Source organism: Solwaraspora sp. WMMD937 (assembly GCF_029581175.1).
Classification (GTDB): domain Bacteria; phylum Actinomycetota; class Actinomycetes; order Mycobacteriales; family Micromonosporaceae; genus Micromonospora_E.
Map to the genome: position 1 here is coordinate 244359 of NZ_CP120738.1, position 15722 is coordinate 260080.

Genomic DNA, 15722 nt, shown 5'->3' on the forward strand with positions numbered 1-15722 from the left:
CGACTACGCTGATCGGGCGAACCCGCCCCGCAGAGAGACCACCGCCGATGAGCCAACCCCAGCAGCCGGGCAACTGGAGCGATCCTTCCTGGCCGAGCCACCAGTCGCCGGCGGGCTACCCGGCGACCAACCAGCCGCCAACCGGGTACGGCGTGCCCGGCCAGCCGCCAACCGGCTATCCGGTGCCCGCCTACCCGCCGGCCGGGTACGCCGCGCCCGGCTACCCGTATCCGCCGCCCGCCCCGATGCCGATGAACGGCCGGGCGATCGCCGCGCTGGTCCTCGGCGTCCTCGGCATCCTCGGGCTCTGCGGCTACCTGGTGCCCGGGTTGATCGGCATCGTCGGCGCGCTGCTCGGGCACTCCGCCCGGCGTCAGATCCGCACCGCAGCCGAGCAGGGTCGTCCGGAGCAGGGCGACGGGATGGCACTGGCCGGGATGATCACCGGCTGGATCGCGTTTGGCCTCGGGCTGGTCGGGGCGGTTCTCGTCACGGTCGCGATCGCGGCCAGCATCAGCCAGGGCTAGCAGCGGCCGGGCCCACAGAAGGAGATCCGGGTGAAGGAGCCAGACGTCGGCGGCCAGATCCGCCCGCCATCGCCGCAGTCCCCGCAGACCGGTGCCGGGCCGACACCGGCCGACTGGCAACCGCAGCGCGGCGAGCTTTCGCCGCCGGTCCAGTACCCGCCGCCGGGCTATCCGGCCGACGGATCCCAGTACGGCGGGTACCCGTACGGCTACGCCCCGCCGCAACCGACGAACGGCATGGCACTCGCGTCGTTCATCGTGTCGCTGGTCAGCCTGTTCAGCTGTCCGCTGCTCGGTGGGATCGCGGTCTACCTCGGGCGCCGGTCCCGCGAGGAGATTCGTCGGACCGGCCAGCAGGGCGACGGGCTCGCCCAGGCCGGCGTGATCATCGGTTGGTGCGGGGTCGGCTTCGGGCTGCTGATGGCGCTGTTCATGGTGGTCTATTTTGGATTCATCATCACCATGCTCAACAGCACCACGACCGGCTACTGAGCTTGGCGGCCGCGCCGTCGGGCAGGGCGGTGCGCGGACGAGGTCCGGGTCAGGCCGGTGGACCGGCCTCCGGCGGCAGCGGCGGCGGCGTGCGACTGCGGGTCCCACCGAGTACGACCACCGCGACGCCGACCAGCAACAGCCCGAGCCCGGGCAACGCGGCGGTACGGGGCACCTGGCCCAGCCACAGCCAGGCGATCAGCGCGGCACCGGGCACCTCCAGCAGGATGAGCACGCTGACCGTGGTCGCGGGGATCTTGTGCAGGGCGTAGCTGAACATCGAATGGCCGAGCAGTTGGGCACCGACCACCAGGCCGAGCACCGCCAACCAGGCCGAGCCGGGGAATCCGGTCAGTTGGATCCCGCCGGCCAGGCAGACCACGAGCAGCACGGCGGCGCAGATTCCGTAACAGATCGTGGTGTACGTGGTGGTGCTGATCGTCTGCCTGGCCTGCTCGCCGAGCGCGGTGTAGCAGGCGGCGAAGACCGCCCCGGCCAGGGCCAGCAGGTCACCGAGGACCGCCTGCGCGTCGAACCCGACGTCGGCCCCGGTGGCGAGCACCGCGCCGAGCACCGCGAGACCGATCCCGCCCCAGGTGATCAGCGGCAGTCGCCGGCCCTGAGCCAGGGCGATCAGGCCCTGCCAGACCGGCTGGGTGGCGACCAGCGCGGTGGCGGTCGCCACCGAGGTGAGCTGTGCGCTCGGCATCCAGGTACCGAAGTGCGCGGCGAGGGCGACACCGGCCAACGCGCTCCAGCCGGCCTGGCTACGGCCGCCCGGTCGGGCCAGCAGCCGCAGCTCGGGCCGGCGCCGGGCCAGGACGAAGGGCGCGACCGCACCGGTGGCCAGCACGTTGCGCCAGAAGGCGACGGCGAGGGCGGGCGCGGCGGCGAAGGCGATCAGCGGCGCCGAGGTGGACACGGCGAGTACGGCGATCGCGGTGGCACCGGTGGCGAGCAGCTCACCCCGGCCGCCCGGACCGCAGGGGTGGGCACCGGAGGACACGGGACCTGATCCTCACAGACCACCGACCGGGTCCGTGCACCGGGACCGCGTCGACGGGCCGGGCGACAGACCGTCGACAGGCCATGGCGTCATCTGCGGGCCGGCTGCGGCGCGACACCGCGTCGGGACTACGGCAGGATGGTCGGCATGACCGACCCAGCAGAAACCGGCGGGCCCGCCCCACTGGTCGACGAAGCCGGCAAGAAGGCCGCAGTCGCGTGGGTCTCGGTCGACGGCGCGCCCGCCCGCGCCCTGTGGTGCGTGCCGGCCGACGGCTCGCTGCACGTGGTGACCGGTACCGGCGAGCAGTCCGCCGCCGGGCTGGCGGCCGGCGTACCGGCGACGGTGACGCTGCGGGGCGATCACGGCGGCCAAATCGTGACCTGGCCCGCCGAGGTGACCCTGATCGAGCCGGCCCACCCCGGCTGGGAGTCGATCGCGGCCCAGGTGGCCGCCAAACGGCTGAACGCCCCGGGCAGCCCGGCCGACCTGGTGCGGCGGTGGGCCGACGAGTGCCAGCTGTACCGCCTGACCCCGGCCGGTCCGCCGGTGGCGGCCGGTTCGTCACTGCCGGACGGATCGCTCGCTGCGCCGCCTCGCCCCAGTACGGTCGCCCGGCCGACCCGTCCTCCGTTCCGCCTGCACCGGGTCCGCCGACGCTGAAGCACGCCAGGCCACGCCGGGTCGACGGTCAGCCGACGAACGGCGGTACGGCGATCTGCCCGCTGGCTATCGGCACCACCTGACCGGCGACGGTGGCGCTCCGCGCCCGGCCGCCCAGCGCGGTCACCGTACAGTCCAACATCGACGGACGGCCCAGCTCGGCCCCCTGCCGGACGAGATACCGTGACTGGCCGTTGGGCGGCAGCAGACCGCTGCCCACCGCCCAGACGCCGAGGCCGAGGGCGGCGGACCCGGTAGCCGGGTCCTCGGTCACCCCGGCTCCCGGGCAGAAGACCCGGCAGTGCGCCGTCGACCGCCCCGGCTCCCCCGCCGGGGAGCCGGCCATCGCCCAGGTCAGCACGCTGACCATCCCGACGCCGGCCCGGGCCGCGGCCGCCACGTCCAGCCTGGCCCGGGCCAGAGCATCGGGACTCACGCACAGGTAGTCGAACTCCAGACCACAGCCGGCCCGGCGGGGTGCCGGACCGCAGTGGTCCTGCGCGGTCAGGTTGACCGCGGCCAGCAGCGGGGCCGGGTCCACCGGCGCCCCGAGAGTCGGCTCGCCGCCGCGCAGTGTGGCGTACCCGTGCTCGGTCAGCTCGACCGGTAGCAACCCGGCACCGCACTGCTGGGTCACCATCCCGGCTTTGACCAGGCCTCGCCGGCCGGCGGTGACCGCCGCGCCGATACTCGGATGCCCGGCGAACGGTAGTTCCTTCTCCGGTGTGAAGATCCTCACCCGGTAGCTGGCGTCCGGGGTGCCGGGCGGTAGGACGAACACCGTCTCGGACAGGTTGAACTCCCGCGCGATCGACTGCATCTGGTCGACGGCCAGCGCATCGGCACCGAACACCACGGCGAGCGGATTCCCGGTGAACGGCCGGTCGGTGAAGACGTCGACGATCTCGTACCCGAGGCTGGACATGAAACAAACCCTACGGCCCGTACGCTGTGGCCGTGACTACGGCGACCAGGGTGTACGTCGCCCGGCTTGCCGGGCTCGCCGTCTTCGACCCCAACGGCGACCAGGTCGGGCGGGTCCGGGACGCGGTGGTACGGCTACGAACCACCAACCGGCCGCCTCAGGTGGTCGGACTGGTAGCGGAGATGCCGATGCGTCGGCGGATCTTCCTTCCGATGGGCCGGGTGACCGCGATCGACCCGGAGTCGGTGCTGCTCAGCACCGGCACCTTGAACCTGCGGCGGTTCGAAAAACGGCCGAACGAGTTGCTGGTGCTGGAGGACCTGCTGGACCGGCGGGTCCGGTTCGATCCCGAGGACCAGCCCGGTTCGGTGGTGGACGTCGCCATGGAGGCGAACCGGGTCGGCGAGTGGTCGTTGACCCGGGTCGCGGTCCGGGAGATCACCGGACGGCTGACCCGACGTGGGCACCTGCACCAGCTCGACTGGCACCGGGTACGCGGGCTGATCGGGCTGCCGGACACCCAGGGCACGGCCGGGCTGCTCTCCGTACTCGACCAGATGCGCGCGGCGGACCTGGCGAACGCTCTGCAGGATCTGCCGGACAGCCGACGGCAGGAGATCGCCGCGGCGCTGGACGACGAACGGCTCGCCGACGTGCTGGAGGAGCTGCCCGAACACGACCAGGTGTCGATCCTGACCGCCCTGGACCGGGAACGCGCCGCCGACGTGCTGGAGGAGATGGACCCGGACGACGCGGCGGACCTGTTGGCCGAGTTGCCGCCGCCGGAGCAGGACGTGCTGCTGGACCTGATGGAGCCGGACGAGGCCGATTCGGTACGCCAGCTGCTGCAGTACCAGGCGGGGACCGCCGGTAGCGTGATGACCTCCGAGCCGGTCATCCTGACCCCGGACGCCACGGTCGCCGAGGCGCTGGCCCGGATCCGGGAGCCGCAGCTGCCGCCGGCGATCGCCGCCCAGGTCTTCGTCGCGCGGGCGCCGATGGCCACCCCGACCGGTAAGTACCTGGGCGTGGTGCACTTCCAGCGGCTGCTGCGGGAGCCGCCGGCGGAGCTGCTCGGCGGAGTGGTGGACAGCGGTATCGACCCGTTGCAGCCGGAGACACCGCTGTTGGAGATCACCCGCCGGATGGCCACCTACGACCTGGTCGCGATGCCGGTGGTCGACCCGGCGAACCGGCTGGTCGGCGCGGTGACCGTGGACGACGTGCTGGACCACTCGCTGCCGCCGGACTGGCGGGACCGGGACACACCGCTGGAGGGTGGGGACGGGCATGGCTGACCTGCGCCGGAGCACCGGCCGGCTGGACCAGCCCCGCGAACCGGGGCGAATTTCGCTGCCCCGCTACGACCCGGAGGCGTTCGGACAGTGGGCCGAGGCGATCGCCCGGTTCATGGGTACCGCCCGGTTCCTCGTCTACATGACCGTGGCGGTGGTCGGCTGGATCGCCTGGAACACCCTCGCCCCGGTGAGTCTGCGCTTCGACCCGTACACCTTCACGTTCCTGACCCTGTTGCTGTCGGTTCAGGCGTCGTACGCGGCGCCGCTGATCCTGCTCGCGCAGAACCGGCAGGCGGACCGGGACCGGCTCTCTCTGGATGAGGACCGGCGGCGGGCCGCGATGCAGAAGGCGGACACCGAATACCTGGCCCGGGAGATCGCGTCGCTGCGGGTGGCGGTCGGTGAGGTGGCCACCCGGGACTTCCTGCGGTCGGAGCTGAGCCGGCTGGCCGAGGAGCTCGACGAGCAGGCGTACCGCCGGCACCGGCTGGACCGCCGCCCGGTGGAGGGGCCTCAGCCGCCGGACAGCCGAGCGGACCTGCCGGACAGCCGAGCGGACCTGCCGTCGAAGGGACCGCGGCCGCCCGGACAGTGAGCGGCGGTGGCCTGCACACGCGACGTAGCATGGCGAGCATGTCCGCACCGACCAGCACCGTCAACGATGCCATCAACGCCGCCCTGGCCACGGTCAACGACCCGGAGATCCGCCGCCCCATCACCGAGCTCGGGATGGTGCGCTCCGCGACGGTCGACGCCGCCGGCCGGGTACGGGTCGAGTTGCTGCTGACGGTCGCCGGCTGCCCGTTGAAGGACAAACTTCGCACCGACATCACCGAGGCGGTGACCCGGGTGCCCGGCATCACCGGGGTGGATGTCGACTTCGGGGTGATGAGCCCGGAGCAGCGCAAGTCGCTGCAGGAGCAGCTGCGCGGCGGTTCCGCTGGCGCCGAACCGGTCATCCCGTTCGCCCAGCCCGGGTCCCGCACCCGGGTGTACGCGGTAGCCAGCGGCAAGGGTGGGGTCGGCAAGTCCAGCGTGACGGTGAACCTGGCGGCCGCGCTCGCCGCGCGCGGGCTGTCGGTCGGGGTGATCGACGCCGACATCTACGGACATTCGGTGCCCCGGATGCTCGGTGCGGAGGGACGGCCGACCCGGGTCGAGGAAATGATCATGCCGCCGCAGTCGCACGGCGTGAAGGTCATCTCGATCGGCATGTTCACCGCCGGCAACGCGGCGGTGGTCTGGCGTGGGCCGATGCTGCACCGGGCGCTGCAGCAGTTCCTCGCCGACGTTTACTGGGGCGACCTGGACGTACTGCTGCTGGACCTGCCGCCGGGCACCGGGGACGTGGCGATCTCCCTGGCCCAGCTGCTGCCCAACGCCGAGATCCTGGTGGTGACCACGCCGCAGGCGGCCGCCGCCGAGGTGGCCGAACGGGCCGGTGCCATCGCTCTGCAGACCCACCAGCGGCTGGTCGGCGTGGTCGAGAACATGTCCTGGCTGGAGCTGCCCACCGGGGAGCGGATGGAGATCTTCGGCAGCGGCGGCGGCGGCACCGTCGCCGAGTCGCTGACCCGCACCGTCGGCGCCCAGGTGCCGCTGCTCGGCCAGATTCCGCTGGACACCCGGGTACGGGAGACCGGTGACCGCGGCACCCCGATCGTGCTGGCCGATCCACAGGCCCCGGCGGCCCGGGCGCTCGACGCGGTCGCCGACCGGCTCGCGGTCCGCCGTGAGTCGCTGCTGGGCAAGCCCTTGGGCCTGCGACCGTCCGCCGGCTGACCGTCAGATGGCGTCCGGCTGACAACCGTCAGGTCGCGTCGGCGTCCAGCGGCTTGGGCGGGACGGCGGACGGGCTGGTATCGGCTGCCGGGCTGGTCGGGACAGCCGACCTGCTGGCGCCACCGGTCACCGTCGTCGGCTTCGCGGCCGACTTCAGATCGGCCGCGTCGGCGACCTCACGCAACTCGTCGCGGACCCCGCTGACGTCGGATCGCAGGTCGTCGTAGACGCCCTGCAACGGCTTGCGCAGCGCGGCCTCGTCCTCCTCGCTGAGCAGGTGCTTGCGGATGAACGCCTTGGGGTGCAGGTCCTCGAGCTGGATGTCGGTGCCCAGTTCGCGGCTGAGGTCGGAGGTCGCGTTGCGGGCCATGTTGCGCAGGTTGCGCAGCATCCGCAGGCCGTCGGAGATGACCTGCGGCAACCGGTCGCCGAAGATCAACAAAGCTAGCAGCAGGAGCAGCCCGATCTCCCACCAGTTCAGGTTGTCGAACATGCTCCGGGCCTCCCTGTGCCGCCGTCGAAGGCAAGGGTACGCACGTCACCAGCCGGTCCGGGAGGGCCGACCGGGTGTTACTTGGCGTCGGCGGCCAAAGTCACCGAGGCCGACCTGGCCTCGCTGCCCCGGCGGTAGTCGACCGTCACGACCGACCCGGGGGCGTACTTGCGCACCAACGCGATCAGGTCGGTCGCCTGGTCCAGGGGCCGACCGTCGATTCGCAGCACCACGTCGCCGGCCCGCAGGCCGGCGGCGTCCGCCGGCCCGCCGTCGACCACCTCACTGAGCCGGACACCGGCACCGGGGGTACGGGCGGCGTCGGTCACCTGAGCACCGAAGATCGTCCGCCGGGCCGTTCCGGTGTCGATGATCTCCTGGGTGATCCGCTTCGCGTGGTTGATCGGGATGGCGAAGGCGAGACCGATGTTGCCGGCCGTCTCCTCGTCGGCGGCCAGCGACTTGATCACCGAGTTGACACCGATCACCCGGCCGGCGGCGTCCACCAGCGGACCGCCCGAGTTGCCCTGGTTCACCGCCGCATCGGTCTGGATCGCCGCGTAGTAGCGCACCTGGCCGCCGGGCTCACCGGCCTGGATGGTGCGGTCGAGAGCGCTGACGATCCCCGAGGTGACCGTGTTGGTCAACGCGAGCGGCGAGCCGAAGGCAAGCACCGGATCGCCGACCGCGATCGCCTCGGAGTCGCCGAACTCGACCGGCGTCAGCCCGGTCCGGTCGACCTTGATCACCGCCACGTCCGATTCCGGCTCCTGGCCGACGATCGAGGCTCGCGCGGTCGAGCCGTCGTTGAACAGCACCATCGCTTCCTCGGCCCCCACCCCGACCACGTGGTCGTTGGTGATCACATAGCCGTCGGCGGTGGCGACGAAGCCGGAGCCGACGCTCTGCCCGCCCGGCCCGCTCACCTGCACGGTCACCACGCTCGGCAGGACCCGTTGGGCCACCCCGGCCAGCGAGTCGGCCGGCCGCTGCACCCCCCCGGGCGGATTGGCCGGCGCGCCGCCGAGCACGGTCCCGGCACCGGCCACGCCGCCTCGGACCGCAAAGGCGAACCCCAGGGCACCGCCGAGGCTTCCGGCGAGCAGCGCGGCGATCACCGACACGACCACGTACGGCATGAACCCACGGCGTACCGCCGGCTCCGGCTCGACGACCGGTTCCGGACCTTCGCCGGTTCCGGCGGCACCCGGCGGGACGTCGACCACGACTGCGGCCGGCGCGTACGGATCACGCCAGGGATCCCGCAGCGCGTCCGACCACCACGGCGACGGCTGCGCCGACGCGCCGTACGACGGCGAATAGGGCGGCGGACCGGCCACCGGTGGGTACGGCGTAGCCGGTGCGGGGCCGTGCGGCCTGACCCACCCGCCGACCGGCAGCTGGTGCCCCGGCGGTGCGATCCCGTCGGCCTGGCGCCAGTCTCCGCCGTCGGTCACGGTTGCCTCCCAGTCCATCCCCCAGCGCGACGGCACCGGTCCGATCGGCGACATCGCTCCGCGTCCAGGATTGCACGGATAATCGAAGAACATTCAGTGGTCGCCGAAGAGCGGGGTGCCCCGGTGCCCGCCCAGCCGGTCGACCAGCGGCGCTCTAGGCTCGTACCGGCAACCGCCGCCCGACCCCCCGCTGGAGGTGCGCCATCCACCCGGTCACCCGACCCCCTGCCTGGACGGCGCCCCAGGCCCTCCAGTTCGTCACCGGATACGCCGCCGAGGACCTGGTGCTGCGTACCGCCCGTAGCCTGGCCGAGGAGGTCGGGCTGCGCCCGGTCTCGCCGGACGCCGGCGCGACGCTGCGACTGCTCGCCGCTGCCGGCAATGCACGCGCGGTCGTCGAGATCGGCACCGGGACCGGGGTGAGCGGCGTGTGGCTGCTGCGCGGGATGCGCCCCGACGGGGTACTGACCACGATCGACGTGGAGAACGAGCACCAGCGGATGGCCCGGCGGATCTTCGTCGAGGCCGGCTACCCGACGTCGCGGACCCGGATCATCACCGGCCGGGCGCTCGACGTGCTCCCCCGGCTGGCCGATTCGGTGTACGACATGATCTTCGTCGACGGCGACAGCGCCGAGTTCGGCGCGATCGTCGACGCGGCGCTGCGGCTGCTGCGCCCCGGCGGCATCCTGGCGGTACACGGCGCGCTTGCCGGTGGCCGGATCGGCGACCCGGCGGCGCGCGACCCCGATACGGTCGCCATCCGCGAACTGGTCAAGTCGATCCGGGAGACCGAGGAGTGGGTGCCGGCGCTGCTGCCGGCCGGCGACGGGCTGCTGGCGGCGGTACGGCGCTGACCTGCGACCGGCCGTCATGCCGCCGGGTCGAGCGCGGTCAGCCAGCGCACCAACGTCCGGACCCCCCAGCCGGTCGCGCCCCGGGTCAGCTCGGCGTGCTCGTCGTCGGACCAGGCCGGGGCGGACATGTCGTAGTGTGCCCAGCGGTCGCGCAACGGCCCGGTGAACTCGCGCAGGTAGAGCGCGGCCACCACTGAGCCGGCCCCCCGGTCCGGGGCACTGAACAGGTCGGCGATCTCGCTACCCAGGTACTCGACGTAGTCGGCGTGCAGCGGCATCCGCCACGCCCCCTCGCCGGCCGCCGCCGAGGCGTCGAGCAGCGCTGCGGCCAGGTCGTCGTCCTCGCTGTACAGCGCGGCGGTACGCCGGCCCAGGGCGATCGCGTTAGCCCCGGTGAGGGTGGCCAGGTCGACCAGATAGTCCGGGGTGAACCTGCTGACCGCGTAGCTGATCGCGTCGGCCAGCACCAACCGGCCCTCGGCGTCGGAGTTGGTGGTCTCGCTGGTCCGCCCGCCGTAGTGCCGCACCACGTCACCCGGGCGGAACGCCGCCCCGCTGACCATGTTCTCGGCGAGCGGAACCAGCACGGTCAGCCGGACCGGCAGCTCCAGGTCGGCGGCAGCGACGGCGGTGGCGACCACTGCGGCGGCCCCGCCCATGTCCTTGCGCATCAGCTTCATCCCGTCCACCGGCTTGATCGAGATCCCGCCGGTGTCGAACGTGATGCCCTTGCCGGCGAGCACCACGTGCCGCCCGGCGCGCGGCGGGGACCAGTCGATCTCCACCAGGCGGGAACCGGCCGCCGAACCGCCGCCGACCGCCAGCAGCGCGCCGAACCCCTCGGCGGTCAGCTCCGCCGGGCCGCGGACCGAGACGGTCAGCCCGGGTCGGTCGGCCGCCGCTGCGGCGACCTGATCGGCGAACCAGGCCGGGTTCTTGACCGAGGACGGCATGTTGGTCAGGTCCCGGGCCAGGCAGGTGGCGGCGGCGGTCACCCGGGCGTACCGCAACGCCTGTTCGGCCGCCTCGGTGGGCGGATGGGCGAGCAGCACCACCGGCAGCCTGTCGTGCGCCTCGTCGGTGTCTGCGGCCGGGCGGGACTCGCCCGGCGCGGTGAACCGGTAGCCGGCCAGCCAGCAACCTTCAGCGAAGCCACGGATCGCCGCCGGGCCCGCCGACGGTGGTACGGCGACCAGGCACGGCTCGACGACCGGTTGGGCAGCGGCCGGCCCGGCAGCCGGTTGGGCAGCCCGGCGCAGCAGCCCGCCGACGGCCGCGCCCGCCGTCCGCCAGCCGGCCTCGTCTGCCGCGCCGATTCCGACCAGGATCACCTGGTACGGCGAGGACCGGGGCCGGTGCAGGACCTGCGTCTCGCCGGCGCTGCCGTCGTGCCCGGTGCGGGTCAGCAACGCGGCGGCCGACTCGACGAGCTTCGCGCGGTCGCCGTCGAGCGCCAACTGGTCGGGCACTGGTCCGAGCCGTGCGCCGGCCGACCCGGGGTCCGGCTCGACGGGCAGGACGATGGTGCCGGCGGCGGTGGTCTCCGCCAGCAGACGGATGGCGAACACGCCGGGGTTACCTCCAGGTACGGGATTGGGTGCTGCCCACGGCGTACCGAGTCCGCCGACCCGGCGGGGGCCGGGTCGGCGGACTCGTCAACCGTCGCTATGTCGACCCGTGGGCCAGCGTCGCCCCCGGGTCCGGCTCGATCAGCCTGCGGCGGCCTTCAGCGCATCACCGAGCGCGTTGGCCTCGTCCGGTGTCATCTCGACGACGAGTCGACCCCCGCCCTCCAGCGGAACCCGCATGACGATGCCCCGGCCCTCCTTGGTGACCTCCAGCGGACCGTCGCCCGTCCGCGGCTTCATCGCCGCCATGTTGTCTCCCCTCAGACTTGCCCCAGGGCCGCTGGGGAGCACCCCAGCCACCTCGTAAGTCTCACCGCATCCCACTGCCACGGTGCCGACCAACGATTTTCCCTGATGAACACCGCCGGACCCAAACCGAGGCCACAATGCTGTGACAGCGTCTAGCTTATCTTGAAGTGGGCTGTCACAATGTGCGGTCATGCAGGCACGGTCGGCGCTCTTCGACCTGTTCGGTGACCATCTTCGGCCACGAGGTGGTCGCGCGCCCGTTGCTGCCCTGGTCAAGCTGCTGGCCCCGCTCGGGATCGCGCCACCCGCCGTACGCACCGCCGTCTCCCGGATGGTCCGGCAGGGATGGCTGCAACCGTCTCGGCTGGCCGCTGGCCCGGGTTATCTGTTGACCCCGAAAGCCGCCCGACGGCTGGACGAGGCGGCCGCCCGGATCTACCGCACCGGCAGAATCAGCTGGGACGGCAAGTTCGACCTGCTGGTGCTCGACCCGCCCGGCGGTCGGCGGGACCGGCAACGGCTGTGTGCCAACCTGAGCTATCTCGGCTACGGAATGTTGGACGAGCGCACCTGGGTGGCGACCCGGGCCGCTGGCGAGGTCGACGGCATGCTGACCGAGGCCGGCGTACGTTTCGAGCGGTTCACCGCCGCGCACACCGCCGGCACCGCCGGGGCCGCCGCGCTGGTCCGCCGCGCCTGGGATCTGACCGAGATCGGACAGGCCTACGAGCGGTTCGTCGCCGGGCAGCGACCGAAATTGGCGAAGGTGACCGTACGCAGCGACGACGAGGAGGCGTACGCCGCCCGGTTCCAGTTGGTCCACGCCTGGCGCGGGTTTCTGTTCCGGGATCCGCAACTCCCTCCGGCGCTTCTGCCGGAACGCTGGCCTGGGACGAGCGCGGCGACCTTCTTCGACCGGCACGCCACCCGGCTGCGCCCGGCCGCCGACCGGTACGTCGACAAGTGCCTGGAGCTCGGCCAGCGCGACGGCGGCCCGCGCTGAGCCGCACCGACGCAAACTCCAGCCAGCCAGACGAAAGGGGCATCCGAGGTGACCGAGGCACTGATCGTCGACCGTCGGGGTGCGGTCGTCACGTTGACCCTGAACCGACCTGATTCGCTCAACTCGCTGAACGTCGAGCTCAAGGAGGCGCTGCGCGACGCGCTGGCCGAGGTGGAGACCGACCCCGGCTGCCGGGCGGTGCTGCTGACCGGCGCCGGACGGGCCTTCTGCGTGGGGCAGGACCTGCGCGAACACGTCGAGACGCTGGAATCCGGGACGGCTGAGCCGCTGGACACCGTACGGGAGCACTACAACCCGATCGCCACCCGGCTGGCCGGGCTGTCCAAGCCGGTGGTCGCCGCGGTCCGGGGCGCGGCGGCCGGTGCCGGCGCATCGCTGGCCATGCTGGCCGATCTGCGGATCGGCGGGCCACGGACCAGCTTCCTGATGGCGTTCGCCAACGTCGGGCTGGCGATGGACACCGGCGCCTCGTGGGCGTTGCCCCGGCTGGTCGGCTACCCGAAGGCGACCGAACTGCTGCTGCTGGCACAGCCGGTGCCGGCCGCCGAGGCACACCGGATCGGGCTGCTCAACCAACTGGTCGACGACGACGAGCAGATCCTGCCGGTAGCCCACGAACTCGCCGAGCGGTTGGCGGCCGGGCCGACCGTCGCGTACGGGGCGATCAAGCGGGCGCTGTCCGTCGGCGCTTCCGGTTCGCTGGCCGACGCGCTGGCTGCGGAGACGCAGGCCCAGTCGATCTGTGGTGCCACCACCGACCACCGGCAGGCGACAGCGGCGTTCGTCGCCAAGCAGCGGCCGGTGTTCGACGGGCACTGAAGCCGGCACGGCTTGACCAGGAGCCGCGTGCCCGCTGACCGGGCCGCAGCCGTCAGTCGTCCTCCTCCGGGTCCTGGTTTGCCTCGGCACCGAGCACGAACGCCTGCATGGCCAGCTCGTTGCCGCTCGGATAGACGAAGGCCGGCAGTTCGCGGGGGCCGAGCTCACGCACGTACGACCAGAACAGCCGGACCGCCTCCGCCGCCGTCGGTGCCTCGATCGGCAGGTCGAGGCTGACCAGCCAGGCACGACGATCACCGGCCGGGGAGAGCCGGCTGGCCAACGACCGGTAGGTGGTCACGTCCACCGGGGTCACCGTCCCGGTCAGCCGCAGGGCGGCCGCCGGCACCGGCTCGTCAAAGGCCCGGCAGGTGTAGTGCACCACCAGCGGTTCGGGCTCGGCCGCCCGGGTCTCCCCGCCCTCGACGCCGCCGCCGGCACCACCGATCCGGCCGAGCGCGACGACGAACCGGGGGTCACCGTCGGTGACGACCAGCACTGGCGCGCCGTACGGCGGCCGGGGGTCACCGTCGAGGCCGGTCACCTCCAGTGTGTCGTGGTGGAACAGCCGCTCCGCCTCGTAGCGCTGGGCCGGGATGACCACCGCCCAGGCACCGGTGCCGGGCCGGGCCGGGCCGGGCGTCGCGGGCTGATCGTCGAGCTGGCTGATCTCGCGCATGCTCCTATCTCATCACGACGCGGGGCGGCGGATCACCGGACCACGACCGGACCACCGGGCCGCGTCGGCGGCGGCACGTGGCAGCCGGCGACATGGTCGTCGACCATCCCGGTCGCCTGCATCAACGCGTACGCGGTGGTGGGTCCGACGAACCGGAGGCCGTGCCGTTTGAGCGCCCGGGCCAGCGCGGTCGACTCGGCGGTTACCGCAGGCACCTGGTCCATCGAGGCGAGCCGGGCGGACCGGGGCGGCGGGGCGTGTCGCCAGAGCAGCTCGGACAGGCCGGTGGGCAAATCGAGCACGGCCCGCGCGTTCGACACGGCGGCCTCGATCTTGGCCCGGTTGCGGACGATGCCGGCGTCGGCGAGCAGCCGCTCGACGTCGGCCGGTCCGTACCCGGCGACCTTCTCGATCCGGAAACCGTCGAAGGCAGCCCGGAACGCCTCCCGCTTGCGCAGGATCGTCAGCCAGGACAGACCGGACTGGAAGGCTTCCAGGGTCAACCGTTCGTACAGCGCGTCGTCGTCGCGGACCGGTCGACCCCACTCCTGGTCGTGATACCGGCGGTAGTCCGCCGAACCGGCGCTCCAGCCGCACCGGGCCAGGCCGTCCGCCCCGACGCTCAGGCCGGTCACGGCAGTGCCCCGGTCTCGACCAGCCGGCCGAACTTCTTCAACGCCTGGGTCAGGCTCACCTTGGATCCGGGCCAGAGCAACGGCCAGGCCATCCGGCCCGCGACGCCGCCGGGCAGGTGGAACCACTCGTGCCAGACGACCTGGGTGCGGTCGTTGTCCATCTGGGTGCAGCGCAGCACCCCCGGGCCACGCAGGAGGGTGCCGCAGTGCACCACTCGGACCTCATAGGGAGCGTCGACCCGGACGACCCGCATCTCGTCGCGCAACGCCACCGGGCCGACCGCGGTGACCGCCGCGATCAGACTGCCCTCGCCGCCGTCGCCCGAGACGACCTTCACGTCGGTGAAGGGAATCCACTCGGACTGCCGCTCCCAGGCGGTGAAGGCGGCGAAGACCCGCTCCGCTGGGGCCCGGATGATGACCGTCGCGGTCACCTCCCCGGCTCCGGGGGTACCGGCGGCAGCCTCGTTTGGACCTCTCACCTGGCAGCACCGTCCGCCGGGCGGACCTCCGGCCCGGCGGCTGCGTCGGCCGTCGGCGACGGGGCGGACTCCGCCCCGTCGGCAGGCCCGGACTCGGTCGCGTTGACAGGCCCGGACTCCGCCCCGTCGGCAGGCCCGGACTCGGTCGCGTCGGCAGGCCCGGACTCGGTCGCGGACGTGCCGGCCACCGGAGTCCCCGCCAGGTCGACGGCCGGCACGAGGGCCGCGTCCCGGGCCCGCCGCAACTGGTCGGCGTCCTCGGTACGCCCCTCCCGCAGCGCGGCCACCTCGGCCTGCAGCACCTCGATCAACTCGTCCTTGTACCCGATGTCGTACGCCGCCCGGCGCAGTGCCTGGTCGACCTGCGCCATCCGGTACCCGCGCAGCGCGGTGTCGAACCGGACCTGGCTGACGTCGTGCTCCAGCAACGGCCGGGTGCCGGGCAGCGGGACCGCCCGCCCGTCCGGCTCGACCGGGACCAGCCCCGGGTCGTTGCCGGTGACGAGCACGGTGACCCCGAAGACGACTGCGGCGACGGTCAACGCGGCGACCAGAACGAGGAGAAACTGATCCATGACCGAATCGTGGCATGCCGGCGCGGCAAGGGCGACCCCCTGCGGCGCGTCGTCGGTCGGCGGCGGGCTCTCCCGCCCCGGCGACCGCCGGCAGTCGGCGTACCGCAGCCGGTTAGCCTCCTGGCAGGCGG

19 protein-coding genes are annotated in these 15722 nt (G+C 72.8%); 9 read left to right on the forward strand and 10 right to left on the reverse strand.

The features are described from left to right. Positions 1–47 precede the first annotated feature (47 nt). Entirely contained in the window at positions 48–527 is a 480-nt protein-coding gene (locus tag O7621_RS01110) for a DUF4190 domain-containing protein (RefSeq protein ID WP_282232337.1), read from the forward strand. A 30-nt stretch (positions 528–557) separates the two neighbouring features. Further along, positions 558–1019 (forward strand): DUF4190 domain-containing protein, encoded by a 462-nt coding sequence (locus O7621_RS01115; protein ID WP_282232338.1) that lies wholly within the window; start codon positions 558–560, stop codon positions 1017–1019. Between the two features lie 49 nt (positions 1020–1068). Here O7621_RS01115 and O7621_RS01120 read toward each other — a convergent pair whose 3' ends face one another. Continuing rightward, complete coding sequence (locus tag O7621_RS01120; RefSeq protein WP_282232339.1) at positions 1069–2025, reverse strand: DMT family transporter; 957 nt, start codon at positions 2023–2025, stop codon at positions 1069–1071. Positions 2026–2172: 147 nt separating this feature from the next. Between O7621_RS01120 and O7621_RS01125 the strand changes: the two genes are divergently transcribed. Then, positions 2173–2688 (forward strand): hypothetical protein, encoded by a 516-nt coding sequence (locus O7621_RS01125; protein ID WP_282232340.1) that lies wholly within the window; start codon positions 2173–2175, stop codon positions 2686–2688. 28 nt (positions 2689–2716) lie between these two features. Here O7621_RS01125 and O7621_RS01130 read toward each other — a convergent pair whose 3' ends face one another. After that, positions 2717–3613, reverse strand: a complete 897-nt coding sequence (locus O7621_RS01130) for a PhzF family phenazine biosynthesis protein (protein ID WP_282232341.1) — start codon at positions 3611–3613, stop codon at positions 2717–2719. A 32-nt stretch (positions 3614–3645) separates the two neighbouring features. Here O7621_RS01130 and O7621_RS01135 point away from each other — a divergent pair, with 32 nt between their 5' ends. The 3 genes from O7621_RS01135 to O7621_RS01145 are packed head-to-tail and all read left to right on the forward strand — an operon-like array spanning position 3646 to position 6693. After that, on the forward strand, positions 3646–4911 hold the full coding sequence (locus tag O7621_RS01135) for a CBS domain-containing protein (RefSeq protein WP_278171595.1): 1266 nt from the start codon (positions 3646–3648) through the stop codon (positions 4909–4911). Further along, positions 4904–5506, forward strand: coding sequence for a DUF1003 domain-containing protein (locus tag O7621_RS01140; RefSeq protein WP_282232342.1), 603 nt, complete (start codon positions 4904–4906; stop codon positions 5504–5506). Before O7621_RS01135 ends, O7621_RS01140 begins: the two co-directional genes overlap by 8 nt. Positions 5507–5544: 38 nt before the next feature. Continuing rightward, the gene (locus O7621_RS01145) at positions 5545–6693 is read left to right on the forward strand and encodes an Mrp/NBP35 family ATP-binding protein (protein ID WP_282232343.1); all 1149 of its coding nucleotides are present in this window, start codon (positions 5545–5547) and stop codon (positions 6691–6693) included. A 28-nt stretch (positions 6694–6721) separates the two neighbouring features. Here O7621_RS01145 and O7621_RS01150 read toward each other — a convergent pair whose 3' ends face one another. Together O7621_RS01150 and O7621_RS01155 are read right to left on the reverse strand one after the other, a co-directional pair. After that, positions 6722–7186 carry a preprotein translocase subunit TatB gene (locus O7621_RS01150; protein ID WP_282232344.1) on the reverse strand — a complete coding sequence of 155 codons (465 nt, stop codon included), beginning with the start codon at positions 7184–7186 and terminating at the stop codon, positions 6722–6724. Positions 7187–7263: 77 nt separating this feature from the next. After that, the gene (locus tag O7621_RS01155; protein WP_282234810.1) at positions 7264–8526 is read right to left on the reverse strand and encodes a trypsin-like peptidase domain-containing protein; all 1263 of its coding nucleotides are present in this window, start codon (positions 8524–8526) and stop codon (positions 7264–7266) included. A 401-nt stretch (positions 8527–8927) separates the two neighbouring features. Between O7621_RS01155 and O7621_RS01160 the strand changes: the two genes are divergently transcribed. Next, positions 8928–9500, forward strand: coding sequence for an O-methyltransferase (locus O7621_RS01160; protein WP_282232345.1), 573 nt, complete (start codon positions 8928–8930; stop codon positions 9498–9500). 14 nt (positions 9501–9514) lie between these two features. On the opposite strand, the gene O7621_RS01165 is transcribed toward O7621_RS01160, so the two are convergent. Further along, positions 9515–11068 carry a leucyl aminopeptidase family protein gene (locus O7621_RS01165; protein ID WP_282232346.1) on the reverse strand — a complete coding sequence of 518 codons (1554 nt, stop codon included), beginning with the start codon at positions 11066–11068 and terminating at the stop codon, positions 9515–9517. A gap of 141 nt (positions 11069–11209) precedes the next feature. After that, the gene (locus tag O7621_RS01170; protein WP_007455245.1) at positions 11210–11377 is read right to left on the reverse strand and encodes a DUF3117 domain-containing protein; all 168 of its coding nucleotides are present in this window, start codon (positions 11375–11377) and stop codon (positions 11210–11212) included. A gap of 190 nt (positions 11378–11567) precedes the next feature. Between O7621_RS01170 and O7621_RS01175 the strand changes: the two genes are divergently transcribed. Together O7621_RS01175 and O7621_RS01180 are read left to right on the forward strand one after the other, a co-directional pair. Continuing rightward, positions 11568–12380, forward strand: a complete 813-nt coding sequence (locus tag O7621_RS01175; protein ID WP_282232347.1) for a PaaX family transcriptional regulator C-terminal domain-containing protein — start codon at positions 11568–11570, stop codon at positions 12378–12380. A 48-nt stretch (positions 12381–12428) separates the two neighbouring features. Further along, positions 12429–13220 (forward strand): enoyl-CoA hydratase-related protein, encoded by a 792-nt coding sequence (locus O7621_RS01180; protein ID WP_282232348.1) that lies wholly within the window; start codon positions 12429–12431, stop codon positions 13218–13220. A gap of 52 nt (positions 13221–13272) precedes the next feature. On the opposite strand, the gene O7621_RS01185 is transcribed toward O7621_RS01180, so the two are convergent. The 4 genes from O7621_RS01185 to O7621_RS01200 are packed head-to-tail and all read right to left on the reverse strand — an operon-like array spanning position 13273 to position 15591. Beyond that, entirely contained in the window at positions 13273–13899 is a 627-nt protein-coding gene (locus O7621_RS01185) for a hypothetical protein (protein WP_282232349.1), read from the reverse strand. 32 nt (positions 13900–13931) lie between these two features. Beyond that, a complete protein-coding gene (locus tag O7621_RS01190) occupies positions 13932–14534 on the reverse strand; it encodes a DNA-3-methyladenine glycosylase I (protein ID WP_282232350.1) in 603 nt (200 codons plus the stop codon). After that, on the reverse strand, positions 14531–15016 hold the full coding sequence (locus O7621_RS01195) for an SRPBCC family protein (protein WP_282232351.1): 486 nt from the start codon (positions 15014–15016) through the stop codon (positions 14531–14533). Before O7621_RS01195 ends, O7621_RS01190 begins: the two co-directional genes overlap by 4 nt. After that, entirely contained in the window at positions 15013–15591 is a 579-nt protein-coding gene (locus O7621_RS01200) for a DivIVA domain-containing protein (RefSeq protein ID WP_282232352.1), read from the reverse strand. The genes O7621_RS01195 and O7621_RS01200 overlap by 4 nt, the downstream gene beginning before the upstream one ends. Between the last annotated feature and the right edge of the window lie 131 nt (positions 15592–15722).